At 41.6% G+C, this 23,807-nt stretch carries 18 protein-coding genes; 17 read left to right on the top strand and 1 reads right to left on the bottom strand.

Annotated elements, in window-relative coordinates; genetic code table 11:
- Positions 1-101: 101 nt before the first annotated feature.
- The gene (gene cls, locus P9E47_RS04180) at positions 102-1,298 is read right to left on the bottom strand and encodes a cardiolipin synthase (RefSeq protein ID WP_326162655.1); all 1,197 of its coding nucleotides are present in this window, start codon (positions 1,296-1,298) and stop codon (positions 102-104) included.
- A 315-nt stretch (positions 1,299-1,613) separates the two neighbouring features.
- Between cls and P9E47_RS04185 the strand changes: the two genes are divergently transcribed.
- From P9E47_RS04185 to P9E47_RS04265, 17 genes are all read left to right on the top strand, one after another.
- A complete protein-coding gene (locus tag P9E47_RS04185; RefSeq protein ID WP_326162657.1) occupies positions 1,614-3,719 on the top strand; it encodes a (Fe-S)-binding protein in 2,106 nt (701 codons plus the stop codon).
- A 151-nt stretch (positions 3,720-3,870) separates the two neighbouring features.
- Positions 3,871-5,061: an acetyl-CoA C-acetyltransferase gene (locus P9E47_RS04190; RefSeq protein WP_326162658.1), complete on the top strand. Its 1,191-nt coding sequence runs from the start codon at positions 3,871-3,873 to the stop codon at positions 5,059-5,061.
- Positions 5,062-5,105: 44 nt separating this feature from the next.
- Positions 5,106-5,957 carry a 3-hydroxybutyryl-CoA dehydrogenase gene (locus tag P9E47_RS04195; protein WP_003333112.1) on the top strand — a complete coding sequence of 284 codons (852 nt, stop codon included), beginning with the start codon at positions 5,106-5,108 and terminating at the stop codon, positions 5,955-5,957.
- 196 nt (positions 5,958-6,153) lie between these two features.
- The gene (locus tag P9E47_RS04200) at positions 6,154-7,296 is read left to right on the top strand and encodes an acyl-CoA dehydrogenase (protein ID WP_003333111.1); all 1,143 of its coding nucleotides are present in this window, start codon (positions 6,154-6,156) and stop codon (positions 7,294-7,296) included.
- 193 nt (positions 7,297-7,489) lie between these two features.
- The gene (locus tag P9E47_RS04205; protein WP_003333110.1) at positions 7,490-8,632 is read left to right on the top strand and encodes an acyl-CoA dehydrogenase; all 1,143 of its coding nucleotides are present in this window, start codon (positions 7,490-7,492) and stop codon (positions 8,630-8,632) included.
- Positions 8,633-8,856: 224 nt separating this feature from the next.
- On the top strand, positions 8,857-9,486 hold the full coding sequence (locus P9E47_RS04210; protein ID WP_003333109.1) for a TetR/AcrR family transcriptional regulator: 630 nt from the start codon (positions 8,857-8,859) through the stop codon (positions 9,484-9,486).
- 67 nt (positions 9,487-9,553) lie between these two features.
- Complete coding sequence (icmF, locus tag P9E47_RS04215) at positions 9,554-12,820, top strand: fused isobutyryl-CoA mutase/GTPase IcmF (protein WP_326162659.1); 3,267 nt, start codon at positions 9,554-9,556, stop codon at positions 12,818-12,820.
- 261 nt (positions 12,821-13,081) lie between these two features.
- Positions 13,082-13,711 (top strand): DNA-directed RNA polymerase subunit delta, encoded by a 630-nt coding sequence (rpoE, locus tag P9E47_RS04220; protein ID WP_003333107.1) that lies wholly within the window; start codon positions 13,082-13,084, stop codon positions 13,709-13,711.
- A gap of 321 nt (positions 13,712-14,032) precedes the next feature.
- The gene (locus P9E47_RS04225; protein ID WP_003333106.1) at positions 14,033-15,634 is read left to right on the top strand and encodes a CTP synthase; all 1,602 of its coding nucleotides are present in this window, start codon (positions 14,033-14,035) and stop codon (positions 15,632-15,634) included.
- A 245-nt stretch (positions 15,635-15,879) separates the two neighbouring features.
- Positions 15,880-16,248: a response regulator gene (locus P9E47_RS04230; RefSeq protein WP_003333105.1), complete on the top strand. Its 369-nt coding sequence runs from the start codon at positions 15,880-15,882 to the stop codon at positions 16,246-16,248.
- 328 nt (positions 16,249-16,576) lie between these two features.
- Positions 16,577-17,440, top strand: a complete 864-nt coding sequence (fba, locus tag P9E47_RS04235) for a class II fructose-1,6-bisphosphate aldolase (protein ID WP_003333103.1) — start codon at positions 16,577-16,579, stop codon at positions 17,438-17,440.
- A gap of 225 nt (positions 17,441-17,665) precedes the next feature.
- Positions 17,666-18,310 (top strand): fructose-6-phosphate aldolase, encoded by a 645-nt coding sequence (gene fsa / locus P9E47_RS04240; RefSeq protein ID WP_326162661.1) that lies wholly within the window; start codon positions 17,666-17,668, stop codon positions 18,308-18,310.
- A gap of 123 nt (positions 18,311-18,433) precedes the next feature.
- A complete protein-coding gene (locus P9E47_RS04245) occupies positions 18,434-19,720 on the top strand; it encodes a UDP-N-acetylglucosamine 1-carboxyvinyltransferase (protein WP_003333101.1) in 1,287 nt (428 codons plus the stop codon).
- Between the two features lie 248 nt (positions 19,721-19,968).
- Positions 19,969-20,937 carry a class II fructose-bisphosphatase gene (glpX, locus tag P9E47_RS04250; RefSeq protein WP_003333100.1) on the top strand — a complete coding sequence of 323 codons (969 nt, stop codon included), beginning with the start codon at positions 19,969-19,971 and terminating at the stop codon, positions 20,935-20,937.
- 286 nt (positions 20,938-21,223) lie between these two features.
- Positions 21,224-22,492, top strand: a complete 1,269-nt coding sequence (rho, locus tag P9E47_RS04255; RefSeq protein WP_003333099.1) for a transcription termination factor Rho — start codon at positions 21,224-21,226, stop codon at positions 22,490-22,492.
- Positions 22,493-22,676: 184 nt separating this feature from the next.
- A complete protein-coding gene (rpmE, locus tag P9E47_RS04260) occupies positions 22,677-22,877 on the top strand; it encodes a 50S ribosomal protein L31 (protein WP_003333098.1) in 201 nt (66 codons plus the stop codon).
- 224 nt (positions 22,878-23,101) lie between these two features.
- A complete protein-coding gene (locus P9E47_RS04265; protein ID WP_039957790.1) occupies positions 23,102-23,716 on the top strand; it encodes a thymidine kinase in 615 nt (204 codons plus the stop codon).
- Positions 23,717-23,807 lie beyond the last annotated feature (91 nt).

Here is a 23,807-nt window from a genome sequence, read left to right on the forward strand (position 1 = left end):
CGATAAGTCAACATCGACTCTCTACGTTCGCCGTATTTCCTTTATCTCAGTCGACGAGCTCCAGTTTTTTCGTCGCTAAACGGGTGCTTCCGCTTTTCTGATTACAACAAATCCGAAATCAATGATGAAAAAAACTCCTTGCCTCGCTGTAAAAACGGGCGTTTTTCATATTTCTTAGTCGTCAATTTTTCAGAACGATGGAAGACGTCTATCAAAAACTCACTTCGTATTTTTTCAATAAAGGCCGGGTCACGAATGAAGCAATTTAGTTCATCATTAATAAAAAAGCTGCGCTTATCAAAGTTGGCAGTACCAAAATCACAAAGCTCATTATCAATCAAAATAATTTTTCCGTGATAAAAGCCATTCGTGTAGCGATAAATTTGACAGCCGGCTTTCAACATTACCTTAAAATAGGGGAATGCTGCTTCTTTTACAAAAGGATGGTCCGCCTTATAAGGCACAAGTATTTTTACATTAACCCCACGCTTTCTTGCCGCCAATATTACTTGCAGCATTTCATACCCGGGGATGAAATAAGGGGTGCCAATTAAGATTTCAGACTTTGAATTTTTTATCAGATCAATTAATAAATCTTTAATAAAGGCGCCGTCTGTTGGGAGGAACCGCAATGGCAAAGGGCCTTGCTCCAATTTCGGGAAATATACAGATTCACCGTGTAAGTGTTCATTCGTTGCTTTTCCCCAATCCGACATAAACTCGGATTGAAGATCTTGAACACCGTCACCGTGTATTTTCAAATGGAAATCCTGCCAATATCCAAGGTACGGGTCATGTCCTAAATATTCCTTTCCAATATTAAAGCCGCCAAAATAACCGATATTTCCGTCAATGACCGTGATTTTCCGATGATTGCGATAGTTTAAAGTATAAAAAATGAAAGGAAACCTCGGCTTATTACTAAATGAAAAATGTACGCCGCTTTCCCGTAATTGGCGAACCTCTTTCCTTGAAATTCGATAGGAGCCAACCCGGTCCAATAGAAGGCGAACTTTGACTCCTTCCTCCGCTTTCTTTTTTAATAAATTCAAAAAGTCATTGCTGATCAAATCATTTTTAACGATATAAAATAAAATATGAACGTGGTGCTTTGCATTTGAAATATCCTCAAACAAATGATTATAAAGTTCTTGTCCATCAGTGAACAATTGCCAATTGGCATGCCTGAGCGGGTAGTTTCGTTTTGAAACGGAATTAAGATGCTTCAAACGGCCGAAGAAAAAGTCAATGGCAAGCCAAGCTATAAAAATTAACAATAAAATTAATATTACAGTCATTAATTTGGACTCCTCAATCATATTAATTTCTATTAGGTAGTATGTACAACTTAACATATAGTTAAGAAAAAATTTTTTGAAAAAAATGTCGACTGAACGCTCGCTCAATTTACAATATTTATGATATAATGAATTCAGAAAATTTATACCCTTTGAAAAATTAAAGCGGGACAAGGAGTGAGACAGAGGGTCGGGTTCTGCGGCACAAAAAGCGAGCAACTGATTTGCTGGGGTTGGACCATGGGGTCTGACCCCATGTCCCACACTACGACCTTAATTCAACCCACAATTTATCACAAAAGGAGAGACTATTTTATGCTGTTAGTCAACTGGATTGCATTTCTGTTAGTAACTGCATACGGCATTTATCTATTTTCTTACCTCCTGAAAACAAGACATGAATACATCAAACTGGGTAAAAAAGTAGAGTTTGACCGTAAGTATAAAGAGCGCTTTGACAAGATTTGGGTTATGGTGTTCGGACAAAAGAAGCTTATGAAGGATAAGAAAAGTGGAATTATGCATGTCATGATGTTTTACGGCTTCTTGCTTGTCCAATTTGGTGCGATTGATTTTATTTGGAAGGGGCTAGTGCCTGGGTCGCATCTGCCATTTGGACCGTTGTATCCGGCATTTACTTTTTTCCAAGAAATTGTAACGCTGATGATTTTGGTGGCTGTTCTTTTTGCCTTTTATCGCCGCTATATTGAAAAACTTGCTCGTCTTAAGCGGGGGCTCAAAGCGGGTTTGGTTCTTATTTTTATTGGTTCATTAATGCTTTCTGTTTTACTTGGAAATGGCATGGGCCTAATTTGGCACGGTCACGAGCCGTCATTGAGTGAGCCGGTGGCAGGCGCGATTGCTACGATTTTTGCCGGTATCAGTAAACCGGTGGCAGTGACAATTTTTTATATCGCTTGGTGGATTCATTTATTAGTATTGTTAACTTTCTTAGTTTACGTTCCGCAGTCTAAGCATGCCCATTTGATTGCTGGGCCACTCAACGTCTTTTTTAATCGTTTAGACGCGCCTGGAAAGCTTAGACCGATTAATTTTGAAGACGAAACACAAGAGTCCTTTGGGGTTGGAAAAATCGAGGACTTCACGCAGCACCAGATGATTGACTTTTACGCATGTGTAGAGTGTGGTCGTTGTACAAGCATGTGTCCGGCAACGGCAACAGGAAAGTTGCTGTCGCCAATGGATTTGATTGTTAAAATGCGTGATCACCTTACAGAAAAAGGAGCAGCGATCACGTCAAGGGCTCCATGGGTACCGACCTTTGCCTTTTCCAATACGGTTGGAAACCAGTTGGCCATGCAGGCTTCCGGTCAAGGGGCAAGTGAATCTGCTGCAACGCTGGCCGGGTATGATAAAAGTTTAATCGGTGATGTGATCACGGAAGAGGAGATTTGGGCCTGTACAACATGCCGTAACTGTGAGGACCAATGTCCGGTTATGAATGAACATGTTGAAAAAATTATCGACCTGCGCCGTTACCTTGTTTTAACAGAAGGTAAAGTGAATCCTGACGCGCAAAGGGCTATGCAAAATATTGAACGTCAAGGCAACCCTTGGGGGATCAACCGTAAAGAGCGTGAAAACTGGCGTGATCTTCGTGACGATGTTGTGATAAAGACTGTAAAAGAAATGCAAAAAGCCGGCGAAGAGTTTGAATATTTATTCTGGGTTGGCTCCATGGGTTCCTATGATAACCGCAGCCAAAAAATTGCTTTATCATTTGCAAAATTAATGAATGAAGCAGGCGTTTCGTTCGCGATTTTGGGAAATAAAGAAAAGAACTCTGGGGATACACCGCGCCGCCTTGGAAATGAGTTTTTATTCCAAGAATTAGCGGGCGGAAACATTGCTGAAATTGAAAAGAGCGGTGCGAAAAAAATCGTAACGATCGATCCGCATGCATACAATACATTGAAAAATGAATACATTGACTTTGGACTCGAAGTCGAGGTTTATCACCATACCGAGGTGTTGGCGCAGTTGTTGAAGGAAGGTCGTCTGCAGCCTAAATATGAATTGGATGAAACGATCACGTTCCATGATTCCTGCTATCTTGGCCGTTACAACGAAATTTACGATCAACCTCGTGAAATTTTAAAAGCAATTCCTGGTGTCAACCTTATTGAAATGGAACGCAGCCGTGATACTGCGATGTGCTGTGGTGCGGGCGGCGGATTAATGTGGATGGAAGAACATGTTGGCGACCGCATTAACGTAACACGCACAGAGCAAGCGCTTGAAGTGAATCCATCGGTCATTTCAAGTGGCTGTCCATATTGCTTAACGATGCTAAGTGATGGCACGAAAGCGAAGGAAGTGGAAGACAAAGTTAAAACATACGATGTGGCTGAATTACTAGAGATGGCAGTTTATCGGAAGGAAGAGGCGATAGTGCAATAGAGGTGGTCCACGGGGTCGGGAACTCTGTCCCAGTTGAGTCGCGTGGGAGCCAGGGGGTCAGACCCTCTGGTCCCTCAAGTGATGCAGAATGACTGCTTGAAAAACTCTTGGTGCGAATACGCCAAACCGGATTTTAAAAGGGGGAAGACAAATGACAAGGACAGTGATTGTAAGCGGTGCAAGAACACCATTTGGGCGGTTTGGAGGCGGATTAAGCTCTCTGTCAGCTGCACAGCTAGGCGGTATTGCCATTAAGGAAGCGTTAGAGCGTGCTGGTATTGATGGATCACAGGTTGGGGAAGTCATTATGGGAACTGTTCTGCAGGGGGGCCAAGGACAAATTCCTTCACGCCAAGCAGCCCGCGAGGCTGGCATCCCTTGGGAGGTCCAGACGGAAACGATTAATAAAGTTTGTGCATCAGGACTTAGAAGCGTAACTCTAGCAGATCAAATTATTCGTGTTGGCGACCAAGAGGTAATTGTTGCCGGCGGGATGGAATCAATGAGCAACGCCCCTTACTTCATGCCTTCAGCCCGTTTTGGAGCACGGATGGGAGATGCCAAAATTATTGATCTAATGGTTCATGATGGTTTAACCTGCTCCTTTAAAAAAGTGCACATGGGTACATATGGAAACAGCACGGCAGAGGAATTCGGGTTGACCCGCCAGCAGCAGGACGAATGGTCATTCCGCAGTCACGAACGGGCAATCGCTGCGATTGAGGCTGGCAAATTCAAAGATGAAATCGTAGCCGTTGAGGTGCCGCAAAGAAAGGGTGACCCAATGGTTATTGATACAGATGAAGGTCCGCGTAAGGACACATCCCTTGAAAAACTAAGCAAACTGCCACCTGCGTTTGGGCCTGAAGGTACGATAACGGCAGGGAATGCACCAGGTGTTAACGACGGTGCCGGCGCCCTCATTCTGATGTCTGAAGAACGGGCACTTAAAGATGGAAAGCCAATCATGGCAACGATTGTCGGTCATGTCGCAATTGCTGTTGAAGCACATCGTTTCCCTGAAACGCCAGGGCTTGTCATCAATGAACTTTTACAAAAAACAGGGAAGTCACTGGAGGAAATCGCACTATTTGAAATTAACGAAGCCTTTGCCGCCGTTGCTTTAACAAGCGGAAAAATTGCTGGCCTTGATCCAGAAAAGGTAAATGTAAACGGCGGTGCTGTAGCCCTTGGACATCCAATCGGCGCAAGCGGCACAAGAATTATTCTAACATTAATTCATGAATTAAAACGCCGCGGAGGCGGGCTGGGTATCGCAGCGATTTGCAGCGGAGGCGGCCAAGGCGACGCCATTATGGTTGAAGTGGGGTATCAAAACTAGTTTCGGCAGTATAAAAAGTAAATTAAAACTGGGGGAATCAAATCATGAGCATTCAAAAAGTGATGGTAATTGGGGCAGGACAAATGGGGTCTGGGATTGCACAAGTATGTGCGATGGCGGGCTTCGATGTAATATTACAAGATTTAAAACAAGAATTCTTAGATCGAGGCATGGGGATAATTGATAAAAACCTGCAGCGTCAGGTTGACAAAGACCGTATGACTTCCGACGAAAAAGCTGCAATCATTGCTCGCCTGCAACCATCAACAGACATCCAATCAGCTAGTGAAGTGGACATCATTATTGAAGCAGCGGTTGAAAATATGGAAATCAAAAGCAATATCTTCAAACAGCTTGATGAGATTGCACCAGCTCATACAATTTTGGCAACTAATACCTCTTCACTGCCTATTACCGAGATTGCGGCCGTGACAAAGCGTCCAGAAAAAGTAATCGGCATGCATTTTATGAATCCGGTTCCTGTGATGAAGCTCGTTGAAATCATTCGTGGCCTTGCAACGGCGGATGAAGTATATCAGGCAATCGAAGATATGACGAAAAAGTTGAATAAAGTGCCGGTTGAAGTAAATGATTTCCCAGGCTTCGTTTCCAACCGCGTGTTAATGCCGATGATCAACGAGGCGATTTACACTGTTTATGAAGGGGTCGCAACTCCTGAAGCAGTTGACGAAGTGATGAAGCTTGGCATGAACCACCCAATGGGGCCGTTAACATTGGCTGACTTCATCGGACTTGATACTTGCTTGTATATTATGGAAGTCCTTCACACAGGATTCGGCGATGACAAATATCGTCCATGTCCGTTACTACGAAAATATGTAAAAGCAGGCTGGTTAGGTAAAAAATCAGGTCGCGGCTTTTATAAATATGAATAACATAAATTAAAAAGACTTTTGGGCGCTTTTGCGCAAAATGATCTTACAAGCACGATTAGGGTAAAAAAAGCGGGGGAAGCGCACTTTGAAGAAGACTCCTCCCCTTTTCCACATAGTTAAAATGAGCGCACACTCATCTCAAACTAATGCTTGTTCATTCATTTTCATCAGAAAAGGCGCCAAGGAGGACAATACGATGGATCTAAAATTTACTGAAGAACAAGAAATGATGCAAAAAATGGTCCGAGATTTTGCCCAAACTGAAATTGCTCCATTTATTGAAAGAATGGAAGAGCATGATGAGTTTCCAGCAGAAATACTGAATAAGATGGCCGAGCTTGGTTTGATGGGGATCACGATTCCAGAAGAGTACGGTGGCGCCGGGATGGATTATACATCCTACGTCATCGCCATCAACGAAATTTCAAAAGTAAGTGCAACAATTGGTGTCATTTTGTCTGTTCATACATCGGTTGGAACAAATCCGATTCTTTATTTTGGAACGGAGGCGCAAAAGCAAAAGTATGTTACGAAGCTTGCTAGTGGTGAGTTTTTAGGGGCCTTTGCCTTGACAGAACCTAATGCCGGTTCAGATGCGGCGAGCCTTAAAACACGTGCTGTAAAAGATGGGGATTTTTACGTATTAAACGGTTCAAAAATTTTCATCACAAACGGTGGTGAGGCAGACACGTATATTGTTTTTGCCATTACGGATGCTGAAAAAGGCACAAAAGGCATTTCTACTTTTATAGTAGAAAAGAATACACCGGGTTTAATTATTGGTAAAAATGAACATAAAATGGGCCTTCACGGTTCCAGAACGGTACAGTTAACGTTTGAGGATTGTAAGGTGCCGGCTGAAAATCTCCTTGGCGCTGAAGGGGAAGGCTTTAAAATTGCAATGAGCAATCTCGAATATGGGCGCATCGGCATTGCGGCTCAAGCGCTTGGAATTGCTGAAGCAGCCTTAGAAGCGGCAGTCAACTATGCCAAAGATCGTAAGCAATTTGGCAAACCAATTGCCCTTCAGCAAGGAATCGGTTTTAAACTTGCCGATATGGCAACAGCGGTTGAAGCTACAAGACTATTAGTCTATCGCGCCGCTTATTTAAAAGCGCAAGGGATTCCGTGTGGGCAGGAAGCATCGATGGCGAAACTTTTTGCATCAAGAACGGCGATGGAAGTTGCAACAGAAGCAATTCAAGTATTTGGAGGCTACGGCTATACGAAGGAATATCCTGTTGAGCGCTATTTCCGCGATGCGAAGATTTGCGAGATTTACGAAGGTACAAGCGAGATTCAGCGAATTGTGATTAATCGAAAATTAATTGCAGATTAACTTAGTTTTTCGAGCATAAGATCAAAGACTACAAATAGGGGTTATTTGCAAAATGAATATTTTTACATTAATTCAGCACATTAATCGACTGAGCCCTCAGTCGAAATTCGATGCGCATCTCTGATTTATTTTTTCAAAAAAATCACTATCAACTATTTAATTCCAATAAAAAATTGTCTAGGGGGACGTAAAAATGAATTTCCAATTATCAGAAGAACATGAAATGCTCCGCAAAATGATTCGTGAATTTGCAAATGAGGTGGTCGCTCCAACAGCGGCTGAGCGCGACGAGGAAGCACGTTTTGATCGCGAAATCTTCGACCAAATGGCGGAATTAGGTCTTACAGGGATTCCATGGCCGGAGGAGTATGGCGGCAGCGGCTTCGATTATTTAGCCTATGTAATTGCGGTTGAAGAGCTTTCCCGCGTTTGTGCATCAACAGGGGTAACGTTGTCAGCACATGTTTCATTAGCAGGCTGGCCGATTTTCAAATTCGGTTCAGAAGAGCAAAAACAAAAATATTTGCGCCCAATGGCGGAAGGCAAGAAAATCGGTGCCTACGGTTTAACCGAACCAGGTGCGGGCTCTGATGCAGGCGGCATGAAAACAACTGCGAAGCTCGTGGGCGATGAGTATATTTTAAATGGATCGAAAATCTTCATTACCAATGGCGGGGTCGCTGACACATATGTTGTGTTCGCGGTAACAGATCCGGAACAAAAAACAAAAGGCGTCAGTGCGTTTATTGTTGAAAAAGACTTCCCAGGCTTCTCTGTAGGTAAAAAAGAAAATAAACTGGGTATTCGTTCCTCACCTACAACTGAAATTATTTTCGAAGACTGCCGTGTTCCAATGGAAAATCTTCTTGGAAAAGAAGGCGACGGCTTTAAAATTGCCATGATGACTTTAGACGGCGGCCGCAATGGAATCGCAGCTCAAGCTGTTGGAATCGCGCAAGGGGCCTTAGATGCAGCAGTTGCGTATGCAAAAGACCGCAAGCAGTTCGGCAAGCCAATCGCCCTGCAGCAAGGAATCGGCTTTAAACTAGCAGATATGGCAACAGCGATTGAAGCTTCAAGACTATTAACCTATCAAGCAGCATGGAAAGAGTCAGAAGGCCTACCATACGGTCAAGCATCGGCAATGGCGAAGTTAATGGCGGGTGACACGGCAATGAAAGTGACAACTGATGCTGTTCAAGTGTTCGGAGGCTACGGCTATACAAAGGAATATCCGGTAGAACGCTTTATGCGTGACGCCAAAATTACGCAAATTTATGAAGGAACACAAGAAATTCAACGTCTAGTAATCTCAAGAATGTTGATTGCAGACTAATTTTTGTGGCGAACTATTTGTGCTTTGACACAAACCAATCTTTTTAGTGAAAATAATCGCGCTTCCAGACTTAATGTGGTAAATTTTTATGTGCAATAGAAGAATATTATCCGAATTTACCATAATATTGTCGGGAAACGATTAGTTATTGTCTGGTACTGGGGTTTTATTGCAACAAAACCCAGTACCACTTGCATTTCTTTTCCCAAGAAGGAGGGAATGTTTTGACAAAACGAGAAGTACTTGCTTCTGTCAAAGACGAGAAGCTGATTCAAAAAAGACGGGACCAAATGATTAAAGGTGCTGTAAAGCTTTTTATTAAAAAAGGCTTTCACCGGAGCACAACGAGGGAGATTGCCAAAGCGGCTGGCTTTAGCATCGGTACGCTTTATGAGTATATACGCACGAAAGAAGATGTTCTCTATTTAGTCTGTGACTCCATTTATGACCAGGTGCAACAAAGGATGCAGCAGGTTATCGACACGGATCGCGGCAATCTTGAAAGTCTCCGCGATGCTGTAACTGCGTATTTTAAGGTTATGGACGAGATGCAGGACGAGGTGTTGGTTATGTACCAAGAGGCCAAATCGTTAACGAAGGATGCCCTTCCTTATGTACTGAAAAAAGAGTTCGAGATGGTGGGGATGTTTCAAACCGTTATCAAGGGGTGTGTTCACAATAAGGAGCTATCCTTAAGTGAACGTGAGATCGAGTTCATCGCTCATAATATTTTTGTACAAGGACAAATGTGGGCATTCCGCCGCTGGTTTTTTCAAAAAATGTATACACTTGAGGAGTATACAGAGCTGCAAATCAAGCAGTTGATTTTTGGGGTAAAGGGCAAAGAAATGTGATCAATTTAATTTCCGGGTGGTATCAGGATAGTGAGTTGATAATTAGCATAAAGGGGGAGTTGAAACGATGAGTACCGAAAAAGTGTACCGTCCGAAAAATCATGTTCGGTTTGTGACCGCATCAAGTCTTTTTGATGGCCATGATGCATCCATTAATATAATGAGAAGAATTATTCAAGGCAGTGGGGCTGAGGTGATTCACCTTGGGCATAATCGCTCTGTTGAAGAAATTGTGAACGCTGCCATTCAGGAAGATGTCCAAGGGATTGCCGTTTCTTCTTATCAAGGCGGACATGTTGAATATTTTAAATATATGTATGATCTGTTAAAAGAACGAGGAGCCTCACATATTCGCATTTATGGCGGCGGTGGCGGCGTCATTATTCCTAGGGAAATGAAAGAGCTCCATGATTATGGGATTGCTCGAATTTTTTCACCGGATGATGGCCGCGAATTAGGCTTGCAGGGCATGATTAATGAAATGGTGGAGGAATGTGATTTTCCGACGGTTACCCAGCTTTCTGAAGAAGAGCTTGAGAAGCTTCAGGCAGGCGATCACCAGGCAATCGCTAAATGCATTACATTTGCAGAAAATGCGATAACAACAACGGATGAGGCAGCGGCTACAGCCCAAACCGTCCTTTCTAAGGTAAAAGAACTGGAGAAAAACATACCGGTTGTCGGCATTACCGGAACAGGGGGAGCAGGGAAATCCTCATTGACAGATGAATTAATCCGCCGCTTTATCCATGAGATCCCGGAGAAAAAAGTCGCAATTCTGTCCATTGACCCAACAAAACAAAAAACAGGCGGGGCCCTTCTTGGGGACCGCATTCGCATGAATTCGATTTTCAACCCGCGTATCTATATGCGAAGTCTGGCAACACGTGGTTCAAGAACGGAGCTATCCGCTGCGATTAAAGAAGCGATTCAAGTTGTAAAAGCGGCCGGCTTTGATCTGATCATCGTTGAAACAAGCGGAATCGGCCAAGGGGATGCCGGCATCACCGATGTTACGGACATTTCCATGTACGTGATGACGAGTGAATTTGGGGCGCCATCTCAGCTTGAAAAAATCGATATGATTGATTACGCTGACTTAATTGTTATAAATAAATTTGAGCGCCAAGGCTCCGAGGATGCTCTTACGCAAGTGCGCAAACAATATCAGCGCAGCCATAATCTTTTCGATAAAGAGCCAGAGGAACTGCCGGTTTATGGAACAATTGCGAGCCAATTTAATGATGAAGGCACAAACACGCTATTTGTTGCATTCCTTGAAAAAATTCAGGAAAAATTCGGTGGCGATTGGTCGACAAAGCTTCAAAAAACAGACAAAGTCGTGAAGCAAAATATTATTATTCCGAACAGTCGTCGCCATTATCTTCGAGAAATTGCTGACACTGTCCGCAACTATCATAAACAAGCGGAAGAGCAAGTGAAAATTGCCCGTCAGTTATTCCAAGTGACTGGTACACTGGAAGTTTTAAAAACAAAAGAGACGAATAATGAGGTGATCGCGTCACTTGAGGCATTGAAGGTTTCAATCGAAGAAAGGCTGACGCCGGAATCTAAGAAAATTTTACAAGAATGGCCGAGCCGTTTGAAACAATATAGTGGAAAACAATTTGTGACAAAGGTTCGCGATAAAGAAATCATTACGGAGCTGACGACCAAAAGTCTGTCTGGGCTTGATATTCCAAAGGTCAAGTTGCCTCATTACGAGGACTGGGGCGAAATTTTACGTTGGGTGTATAAAGAAAATACACCTGGATATTTCCCTTATACAGCGGGTGTGTTCCCATTCAAGCGTGAAGGAGAGGATCCGAAGCGTCAGTTTGCTGGGGAAGGTACGCCTGAACGTACAAACCGCCGTTTTCACTATCTTTCAAAGGATGATGATGCAAAACGTCTAAGTACAGCTTTTGATTCCGTTACTCTTTATGGGGAAGATCCGGATTATCGTCCTGATATTTTTGGAAAAGTCGGCGAGAGCGGCGTCAGCATTTGTACGTTAGAGGATATGAAGAAGCTCTATGCTGGCTTTGATCTTTGTGCGCCATCTACATCTGTATCAATGACAATCAATGGACCGGCACCTATCATTCTTGCCTTTTTCATGAATACAGCGATTGATCAGCAAGTTCGTAAATTTGAAGAGGAGCAGGGACGTATTCCTACTGTTGAGGAATTTGTAAAAATTAAAGAGTGGACGCTGCAAACCGTTCGTGGAACTGTTCAAGCTGATATTTTAAAAGAAGACCAAGGTCAAAATACGTGTATCTTCTCTACAGAATTTGCGCTGCGGATGATGGGGGACATCCAGCAATACTTTATCGACCATAAAGTTCGCAACTATTATTCTGTGTCCATCTCCGGCTATCATATTGCTGAAGCGGGGGCAAACCCGATTTCCCAGCTTGCGTTCACATTATCGAACGGCTTCACGTACGTCGAGTACTATCTGAGCCGCGGTATGGATATTGATGAGTTTGCACCAAACCTATCATTCTTTTTCTCAAATGGACTTGACCCTGAATACACAGTGTTAGGTCGCGTTGCCAGAAGAATTTGGTCAATAACGATGAAAAATAAATATGGGGCCAATGAGCGCAGCCAAAAGTTAAAGTACCATACCCAAACATCAGGTCGTTCATTGCATGCTCAGGAAATTGACTTCAATGATATTCGTACAACTCTGCAAGCGTTAATTGCCTTAATGGATAACTGTAATTCACTTCATACAAATGCGTATGACGAAGCGATTACAACACCGACAGAGGAATCCGTACGCCGCGCGATGGCAATTCAAATGATCATTACGAAGGAATTTGGCCTAACGAAAAATGAAAATCCATTGCAAGGCTCATTTATTGTTGAAGAACTGACAGACATTGTCGAGGAAGCGGTTCTTCAGGAATTTGAACGATTAAATGACCGCGGTGGTGTCTTAGGTGCGATGGAAACCCAATACCAGCGCAGCAAGATTCAAGAAGAGTCGATGTACTATGAACATAAAAAACATAGCGGCGAGCTGCCGATTATTGGTGTTAACACTTATTTGAATCCAAACCCGCCATCAGAAGAAGACATGAACAGCATCGAGCTAGCCCGTGCATCGTACGAAGAAAAGGAAAGCCAAATCTTGAATTTGCGCAAATTCCAAGAAGACAATGCCAGTGCATCGGAAGTAGCTTTGGCTAAATTGAAGGAAGTTGCCGTTAGCGGCGGTAATATTTTTGCAGAATTAATGGAAACCGTAAAAGTAGCCAGCCTAGGTCAAATCACAAACGCCCTATACGAAGTAGGCGGTCAGTATCGTAGAAATATGTAAGTAGGCCAGAGGGTCGGGAACTGTGGCTCGAAAGTGAGCCACAGTTCCCGACCCCGCGTCCCAACACCATATAAGGAGGAAAAACCATGGGTAAGCGGGTTTTTCCTTCTTTTTTTGCAAAAAACTCTTGATTACTCTAGCATATTATATGTAGATTTGTTTATAATGAATGGTATGATTTTCTATATAGATGGAAACCAGATGAAATCATTACATACATTTTATCCAATATCCAATTAGTAGTAGAGAGGGGTTGCCTTAATGAGTATTTCACAGTTAACAAATGATGAAATTCAAGAGCTATCAATGATGGAGCTTGCCCTAATGCTTTTGGAAGAAGAAAAGCAGGCCATTGATTTCTATGATTTATTTAATAAAGTTGCAGGAATAAAAGGTTTATCTCAGGAAGAAAAGGACGATCGCATTGCTCAGTTTTATACTGATATGAACGTGGACGGTCGCTTTTTATGCATCGGTGAAAATCGTTGGGGGCTGCGAAGCTGGTACCCATATGATCAAGTTGATGAAGAGGTTACTGTGCCGGCTAAGGCTAAGAAGAAAAAAGGCAAGAAGAAGGTTGCCAAGGATGATGACTTCGATGACTATGATGAAGAGGAAGATTACGAGGAAGAAGACGAAGATTATCTTGATGATGACGATGAACTAGAAGAAGACGATCTGCTTGATGATGAGGATGACTTCGACGATGAAGAAGAAGAAGAGGATTTAGATGAGTTCGATGACATCGATGAAGCAGAAGACGAAGAAGAGGACGAAGACCTCTTAGATGAAGATGAATTTGATCTGGACGAAGATTTTGATGATGCCGATCTAGATGATGAAGAGGAAGAAGACGAAGATTTTGACGATGAGGAAGAAGACAAAGATTAATTTATGAATAGCAGACTAGGTGGATCTCCTTTGAAGGGCCACCCTTTTCCATCTTTCCAGCAATTATGACAATCTTTTTTCCTACTTGACTTTAAAAGTCGAAATCGGTAGAATCTTTCTTGGGCTCTCATAAAACAATTTTGTTTGTTTACATTAAATGCAAAAGTGCTCCCTTCTTAAGGGCTGCACTTTTTTTGTTTTTTCCCCTTAATTAATCATTTTTGTAAAACATCACATACTAATATAGATGTTTCTTTTTATTTCAAGGTTTTCATTTTTCATTCATCAATTTTATTAAGTTTTTAGAAAGAGGGGAAAGGAATGACGAAATATATTTTCGTTACTGGAGGCGTTGTGTCTTCACTTGGTAAAGGGATCACCGCCGCTTCATTAGGTCGTTTATTAAAAAATCGCGGAGTGAATGTGACAATTCAAAAATTTGATCCATATATAAATGTGGACCCGGGAACAATGAGTCCATATCAGCACGGTGAGGTTTTTGTAACAGATGATGGCGCTGAAACGGATTTGGATTTAGGTCACTATGAGCGTTTTATCGACATCAATTTAAGTAAATACAACAATGTGACGACAGGAAAGATTTATTCTACGGTTATAAAAAAAGAGCGCCGTGGCGATTATTTAGGCGGTACTGTACAGGTTATCCCGCACATCACAAATGAAATTAAAGATCGCGTATTCCGCGCTGGTCGTGAAACAAACGCGGATGTCGTTATTACGGAAATTGGCGGTACGGTTGGGGATATCGAATCATTGCCTTTCCTAGAAGCAATTCGCCAAATTAAAAGCGATATTGGCAGCGAAAATGTTATGTACATTCACTGTACATTGATTCCATATATTAAAGCAGCTGGTGAGATGAAAACTAAGCCAACGCAGCACAGTGTTAAAGAACTGCGCAGTCTTGGTATTCAGCCAAATGTGATTGTTACTCGTAATGAAATGCCAGTCACACAAGATATGAAGGATAAAATTGCGCTTTTCTGTGATATTGATGCAAAATCAGTTATCGAATGTCGTGATGCAAAAAATCTTTACGAAATTCCATTAGCACTTCAACAACAAGGCTTTGATCAAATTGTTGTCAATCATTTAAAGCTAAATGCAAAAGATGCCGATATGGTGGAGTGGGAAGCTTTAGTTGAAAAAGTAGCGAACCTTTCTAAAGAAGTTACGATCGGATTAGTAGGAAAATACGTGGAGCTTCAAGATGCATATATTTCAGTAGTAGAAGCGATGCGCCATGCCGGCTATAACTATGATGCCGATATTAAAGTGAAATGGATTAACGCAGAACATGTAACGGCAGAAAATGTTGGCGAGCTACTTGGCGATGTTGACGGTATCCTTGTTCCAGGCGGATTTGGTGATCGTGGAATTGAAGGGAAAATCGAAGCAACACGCTTTGCTCGTGAAAATAAAGTGCCATTCCTTGGCATTTGCTTAGGAATGCAGCTTGCTACAGTTGAATTTGCACGTAACGTACTAGGCTATACTGATGCAAACTCATCAGAAATTAATTCGGATACACCATACCCAATCATTGATTTATTACCGGAGCAAAAAGATGTGGAGGATTTAGGCGGAACATTGCGCTTAGGCCTATATCCATGCGTGCTAAAGGAAGGTACAACAGCTTTTTCGGCATACGACGACGAGTTAGTATATGAGCGTCACCGTCATCGTTATGAATTCAATAATCAATATCGTCAAGCATTTGAAGACGCTGGCCTTGTATTCTCAGGAACAAGCCCTGACGGCCGTTTAGTCGAAGTTATCGAAGTAAAAGATCACCCATGGTTCGTGGCATGTCAATTCCACCCAGAATTCAGATCAAGGCCAACAAGACCACAACCACTATTCAGAGAATTTATTCATGCATCACTGAATCATAAAGAGTAGGTAAAAATAAAGGGAGGCACAGTCGCATTGGTCATTACATTGCGGCTGTGCCTTCCTTTATTTGATAAATTCACTATTATACACATAAAAGATTCACAAAACACCTGTATTGTTGCGCTATAGGAACCATTGAAAAAAACTGTCGATATTTTCTCGCTACTTTATGCAGGAATTAGATGAAAACTAGAGAATAAGTATACTATATTTTAATTTGGAACAATATGTGAACTAGACGGGGTGATATCTTGAGTAAAAAACTATTAATTGTGGATGATCAGTACGGAATTAGAATATTATTAAATGAAGTTTTTCAAAAAGAAGGATATCAAACGTTCCAAGCATCAAATGGAATGCAAGCATTACAAATTGTGGAACAAGACCGACCTGATCTTGTTTTGCTTGATATGAAAATTCCTGGAATGGATGGTATTGAAATTTTAAAAAGATTAAAAGAGATGGATCAATCGATTGAGGTCTTTATTATGACTGCTTATGGTGAGTTAGATATGATCCAGCAAGCGAAAGATTTAGGTGCACGCACTCATTTCGCTAAACCATTTGATATAGATGAAATTCGTGCAGCTGTAAAGGCACAGGCTCCTCTTGAGGCGTAGAAAAAAGAAGCATTATCAACTTAAAAAAATTTTATAATCTAAAACTTTGGGCATCCTAAATTATAGTAGGAAACATGCCCACATGCGTTCGCTTGCACATAAACTTATACAAGCCGTGTATATCAAACACATACAATAACTTTAAAGTGACAATAATTGGGCATTCAGGCATATTCATTTTAACTTTATTCTAGGGAATAAAGCTAAAGCTTCCGGTGGATGTCATAGATAAAATCTGGGCACAAATACGCCAAGGAGCATTTGATTGTGCTATACTAAATCTGTTGTACATAATAATTTTTTTGATGATTAGGGAGGACATGAAACAATGCCTTTAGTGTCAATGACTGAAATGTTGAACAAAGCGAAAAATGAAGGATATGCTGTAGGTCAGTTTAACATCAACAATCTAGAGTATACTCAAGCAATTTTACAAGCTGCTCAAGCAGAAAATTCTCCGGTAATTCTTGGTGTTTCTGAAGGTGCCGCTAAATATATGGGCGGATTTAAGACCGTTGTAGCAATGGTGAAAGGGCTTATGGAATATTATGAAATGACTGTTCCGGTTGCAATTCATCTTGACCATGGTTCTAGCTTTGAAAAATGTGTAGAAGCTATGTATGCGGGTTTTACATCTGTAATGATTGACGGCTCTCATTATCCGTTAGAAGAGAACATCGAATTAACAAAACGAGTTGTTGATGTTGCACATACAATCGGGATTTCAGTTGAGGCTGAATTAGGCCGCATCGGTGGTCAAGAAGACGATTTAGTCGTTGATGATGCTGAAGCTATGTATGCGATTCCGGCTGAGTGTGATCGATTGGTACGTGAAACAGGCGTAGATTGCTTTGCACCTGCTTTAGGTTCTGTTCATGGACCATACAAAGGCGAGCCGAAACTTGGCTTTGACCGCATGAAGGAAGTTATGGAATTAACAGGCGTGCCATTAGTATTACACGGTGGTACTGGAATTCCAACGAAAGACATTCAAAAAGCTATTTCTTTAGGAACTGCAAAAATTAACGTAAATACAGAAAACCAAATTACTTCCACAAAAACAGTTCGTAAAGTTTTAGAGGAAAAACCAGAGCTTTACGATACACGTAAATTTATGGGCCCAGCTCGCGATACAATTAAGGAAACAGTTATTGGAAAAATTCGCGAATTTGGTTCATCTAACAAAGCTTAATTTTTCCTACCCATATTTATAAAAAAATAGAAAGACATGACTTGCCGCCAATAACGGTGGCCCTCGATGTCCTTTCTTATACTATAATCCATAAAATTGTATACTTTATAGTACAAGGAAACCGCCCGGTAAAAAGGCGGTTTCAGTTTTGGCATGCATAACTGTCTGCATTTTCTTTTATATTTTTTTACCTCATAAAGTCATAAAAAAATTGGAGGGACCAAAATGAAATTTTTCATAGATACTGCTAATATTGATGAAATTCGTGAGGCGAATGCGTTAGGTGTTTTGGATGGTGTGACAACGAATCCTAGTCTAGTAGCTAAAGAGAATGTATCATTCCATGATCGTTTGAAGGAAATTGCGGTTGAGGTTACTCAAGGTTCAATCAGTGCTGAAGTCCTGTCCTTAAAAGCGGAAGAGATGATTGAAGAAGGCAAAGAGCTTGCGGCGATCGCTCCTAATATTACTATTAAGGTACCGATGACGCCGGACGGATTAAAAGCAGTAGCAGCTTTTAAAAAGCTTGGAATTAAAACAAATGTGACGCTTATTTTCTCAGCTAATCAAGCACTTTTAGCAGCAAGAGCGGGGGCTGCTTATGTTTCTCCATTTCTAGGACGTTTAGATGATATTGGTCATGATGGCTTAGCGTTAATTGAGCAAATTGCTGATATTTTTGCGATCCATGATATCGAAACGGAAATTATTGCGGCCTCCATCCGCCATCCAATGCATATTACGGAAGCGGCATTGAAAGGCGCTCATATTGCAACGGTTCCTTTTAAGGTCATCATGCAGTTGTTTAACCATCCATTGACTGAAGCGGGGATTGAAAAATTTTTAGCTGATTGGAATAAAAATAAATAAAAAGCCGATAATTATATGACGGGTTCCCCTGTATGATCCCAAAAATAATACACATACAAAATGTTTTTTGGTGTAAACTAATAGGTAAAAGAAAAATTGTAAAGGGGGCGCAGATTGGCGAAAATGGAAAAGTTAAAAGTTGAAGGCGGTCATCGTTTAAGAGGGACTGTCCGCATAAGTGGAGCCAAAAATAGTGCTGTTGCCTTAATACCTGCTGCTATTTTAGCAGATTCAACTGTAACAATAGAAGGTTTGCCTAATATTTCTGATGTACATACATTATGTGGACTGTTGGAAGAAATAGGTGGAACGGTTTCTTTAGATGAAGATACGGTTACGATCGATCCCTCCAAGATGGTTTCAATGCCATTGCCGAACGGGAAGGTTAAAAAGCTTCGAGCTTCCTATTATTTAATGGGAGCGATGCTTGGCCGTTTTAAGCAGGCTGTGATCGGGCTGCCGGGTGGCTGTCATCTTGGTCCTCGCCCGATTGATCAGCATATTAAAGGCTTTGAAGCGCTAGGTGCAACTGTTACGAATGAACAGGGTGCGATCTATTTGCGTGCCGATGAATTAGTAGGAGCACGAATTTATCTTGATGTCGTTAGTGTGGGCGCTACGATCAATATTATGCTTGCAGCGGTAAGAGCAAAGGGTCAGACGATCATTGAAAATGCAGCCAAAGAGCCTGAAATCATTGATGTTGCCACGATTCTTACTAGTATGGGAGCTAAGATAAAAGGTGCAGGTACAGACATCATTCGGATTGATGGTGTTGATCATTTGCACGGCTGCCGTCATACGATCATTCCCGACAGGATTGAAGCCGGAACGTATATGATTATGGCTGTTGCTCAGGGTGAAGAAGTTTTGATTGATAATGTGATTCCGCATCATCTGGAATCGTTGATTGCCAAACTTCGAGAAATGGGCGCCAATATTAAAATTATGGATGACCAAGTTCTTATTACAAGAGTACCGGAACTTAAAATGGTTGATATTAAAACCCTCGTTTATCCGGGATTTCCGACGGATCTTCAACAGCCTTTTACTTCTTTATTAACAAATGCAATTGGAACGGGACTTGTAACGGATACGATTTATGGTGCCCGTTTTAAGCATATTGATGAGTTAAGAAGAATGAATGCCAATGTAAAAGTGGAAGGACGTTCTGCCATCATTACGGGCCCTGTTAGATTGCAAGGAGCAAAGGTGAAGGCTTCTGATTTAAGAGCCGGTGCAGCACTCGTTGCCGCTGGTCTTATGGCAGATGGAATTACGGAAATAACCGGGTTAGAGCATATTGACCGCGGTTACGAGGATTTAGTAGACAAGCTGACGAATTTGGGTGCCGTGATTTGGCGCGAAAATATGACGGAAACTGAAATAAATAACTTTCAAAATTCGTAGAAAAGCGTAGGCGACCGTTTAGCGACGAAAAAACTGGAGCGCATCGACTGAGATAAAGGAATCACGACGAACGTAGAGAGTCGATGATGACTTATCGTAGGGAGGTGAGCGAAGTTTTACGAGTCGCTGGTCGCTGGAGCTGGACAAGTAGAAAAGCGGAAGCGCCCGTTTAGTGAAGTTTACTAGTCGCTGGGTGCTGGAGCTAGACAATAATGTGGAAATCTAAAACCATGGGAGAGGAATCGAATATGGAAAGAAGTTTAACAATGGAATTAGTGCGGGTAACAGAAGCAGCTGCCCTAGCATCAGCAAGATGGATGGGAAGAGGAAAAAAAGAAGCTGCAGACAACGCTGCAACTGAAGCAATGCGTAAAGTATTTGACACAATTCCAATGCAAGGAACTGTTGTGATCGGTGAAGGAGAAATGGACGAAGCACCAATGCTTTATATTGGTGAAGAGCTGGGCACTGGGCATGGTCCAGAAGTGGACGTAGCTGTTGACCCGCTTGAAGGTACAAATATTCTTGCAGCGGGAACTTGGGGAGCTTTTGCGGTCATTGCGATTGCTGACCGTGGCAATCTTTTACATGCACCGGATATGTATATGGATAAAATTGCTGTTGGTCCAGAATGTGCTGGCAAAATCGATATTAACGCACCAGTTATTGAAAATTTAAAGGCTGTTGCCAAAGCGAAAAATAAAGCGATCGAGGACGTTGTGGCGATTGTTTTAAACCGCCCGCGCCATGACCAAATTATTTCTGAAATTCGTGAAGCAGGTGCCCGCATTAAATTGATCACTGATGGTGACGTTGCGGCTGCATTGAACACTGCCTTTGATTTTACAGGCGTGGACATTATGTTTGGGATTGGTGGAGCTCCTGAGGGAGTTTTAGCTGCCGTTGGTTTGAAATGCTTAGGGGGAGAACTGCAAGGGAAACTTAAACCGCAAAACGATGAAGAGCTAAGACGCTGCCACGAAATGGGCATCGCAGATGTTGATAAAGTTTTAACAATGGACGACCTTGTAAAAGGCGACGACTGCATTTTTGCTGCTACTGGGATCACCGACGGAGAACTTTTGAAAGGCGTTCAGTTTAAAGAAGGAAGCATTGGCACAACCCAATCATTAGTTATGCGTGCAAAATCTGGAACTGTTCGCTTCATCGACGGCCGTCACAGCCTAAAAACAAAACCAAATCTAGTAATGAAATAAAAGTGAAGCATACAAACATCAGATGATTTTTAGGCCTCGGTTTCGGGGCCTAAGTTAAATTAAACAGAACAACTGTTTGACCAATCTGAATAGTGTATGGTATACTAATTCTAATAGTCTACCAAGATGCAATTTGTTTTATAATAGAGATAAAACTACAAAATTAACTTCACGACTATAGTTTCACCCTTCTCTCAAATTAACTTCCTTGCTTTTATTTTATTAATTCCTTATTTTGGTCTTTAAATATTTTTATTTTTCAAAAAATTAAAAGAGTGGTGTAAAAATGTCTGTATCTATTTCTCATTTAGAAAATATGAAATTAAAAGAATTGTACGAGCTTGCCCGTGAATTGAAAATTTCTTATTACAGTAAGCTGAACAAAAAAGAACTTATTTTTTCAATCTTAAAAGCAAGAGCAGAACAAGACGGTTTATTATTCATGGAAGGTGTTTTGGAAATCATCCAGTCGGAAGGTTTTGGCTTCCTGCGACCGATCAACTATTCTCCAAGCTCTGAGGATATCTACATATCCGCTTCCCAAATTAGAAGATTTGATCTTAGAAATGGTGACAAAGTATCTGGTAAAGTTCGACCGCCGAAAGAAAATGAACGCTACTATGGGTTGCTCCATGTTGAAGCTGTTAATGGCGATGACCCTGAAACTGCAAAAGAAAGAGTGCACTTCCCAGCGTTAACACCTCTATATCCCGACCGCCATATGGTTCTTGAAACCGAATCCCATCATCTTTCTACAAGAATTATGGATTTATTAGCTCCAGTTGGTTTTGGTCAGCGTGGTTTAATCGTAGCACCTCCAAAGGCAGGAAAAACAGTTCTACTAAAAGAAATTGCAAATAGCATTACAACCAATCATCCCGAAGCTGAATTAATCGTATTATTAATCGACGAGCGCCCAGAGGAAGTAACCGATATTGAACGCTCTGTCGTTGGTGATGTTGTAAGTTCAACCTTTGATGAAGTGCCTGAAAATCACATCAAAGTAGCAGAACTTGTTTTAGAAAGAGCCATGCGTTTAGTTGAGCATAAAAAAGATGTTATTATTCTTATGGATAGTATTACTCGCCTTGCGAGAGCCTATAACCTAGTAATTCCACCAAGTGGAAGAACATTATCTGGAGGTATCGACCCTGCAGCTTTCCACCGTCCGAAGCGTTTCTTTGGGGCTGCCCGTAATATTGAAGAGGGCGGAAGCTTAACCATTTTAGCAACTGCGCTTGTCGATACAGGTTCAAGAATGGATGATGTTATTTACGAGGAATTTAAAGGAACAGGTAACATGGAGCTGCATCTTGACCGCAGTCTTGCAGAGCGCCGTATCTTCCCAGCCATTGACATTCGCCGTTCAGGAACACGGAAAGAAGAGTTGTTATTACCGAAGAATCATTTGGACAAACTATGGGCAATCCGTAAAACAATGACGGATACACCTGATTTTGTAGAACGCTTCTTAAAGCGCTTAAAAAATACAAAAACCAACGAGGAATTCTTCCAAAAGATGGACGAAGAAATGCGTGGAGTAACTAAAAGGTAATTAAAATAGGGACGCAAAATGCTGAAATTATATGGCATTTCTTGCCGATTAAGGGCCTTTTGTACAGGCTGATAAGGGTAGAAATGTATTCTTGCATTACGAATACATTCCTGTTATAATCTTTTCATGTGTGTTAAGTTAAACTCTGTTTCCTCAGGATTCAGGGCGGAAGGAGATGAAAATCATGAAACAAGGAATTCACCCTAACTATAAAACAGTAATGGTGACATGTGCTTGCGGAAATGAATTTGAGAGCGGATCAGTAAAGGATGCAGTAAAGGTAGAAATTTGTTCTGAATGCCATCCATTCTATACTGGACGTCAAAAGTTCGCTGATGCTGGCGGCCGTGTGGATCGCTTCAAGAAAAAATACAATCTTAAGTAATCATTTTTATTCAAAGATCAATGCATGCGCCTTAGCATGAGTACATTGATTTTGGATAATTAGAATAACTATGAGGGGCTGTTTCAAAGTGTCTATCTGCCATCCTTTATGGGTGTAGATAAATCCGCATATAGGTATGTGGTGTCGGGCACATTTGAGATAAGCCCTTTTTACTTTTAACCTGTTAATGGTAAAAACAACATGATTTACAAGGGGAGATCGTCGTGTACGTTATGAAGCAAAGCGGTTGGATCGAGGTCATTTGTGGAAGCATGTTTTCTGGAAAATCAGAGGAACTCATCAGACGCATTAGGCGGGCAGAGTACGCAAAGCTGACTGTTCAAGTTTTTAAGCCGATTATCGATAATCGGTATAGCAAATCCTCTGTTGTTTCCCATAATGGAACCTCTGTCATAGCAAAACCAGTTGAAAATTCAGCACGAATCATAGAATTAGTAAATCCTGAGACAGATGTTATCGGGATCGATGAAGTACAATTTTTTGATGATGAAATCGTTGAAGTAGCACAGCTTTTAGCAAATAAGGGCTACCGCATCATTTGCGCGGGACTTGACCAGGACTTCCGTGGGGAGCCATTTGGCTCCGTGCCAAAGTTAATGGCATTGGCAGAATCAGTCACAAAGCTTCAAGCCATTTGTGTTGTTTGTGGCTCACCAGCAAGTCGAACCCAACGATTAATCAACGGAAAACCAGCTTCTTATCATGACCCTGTTATCTTAGTTGGGGCATCAGAAGCATACGAATCACGTTGCCGCCATTGTCATCAAGTACCAGGGAAACCTGTGAGTAAAAAAACAAATATATCAGCAATTATATAAAAAAGTGTGCAATATGCAGAGGAAAAGTCCGTCTGCATTTTATTTTTGCCTTGATGGTTTTTCCTCAATGGTCTAGCTGACTTCTACGATT

The organism is Schinkia azotoformans, assembly GCF_035811335.1.
In the GTDB taxonomy this organism is placed as follows: domain Bacteria; phylum Bacillota; class Bacilli; order Bacillales; family Bacillaceae_J; genus Schinkia; species Schinkia azotoformans.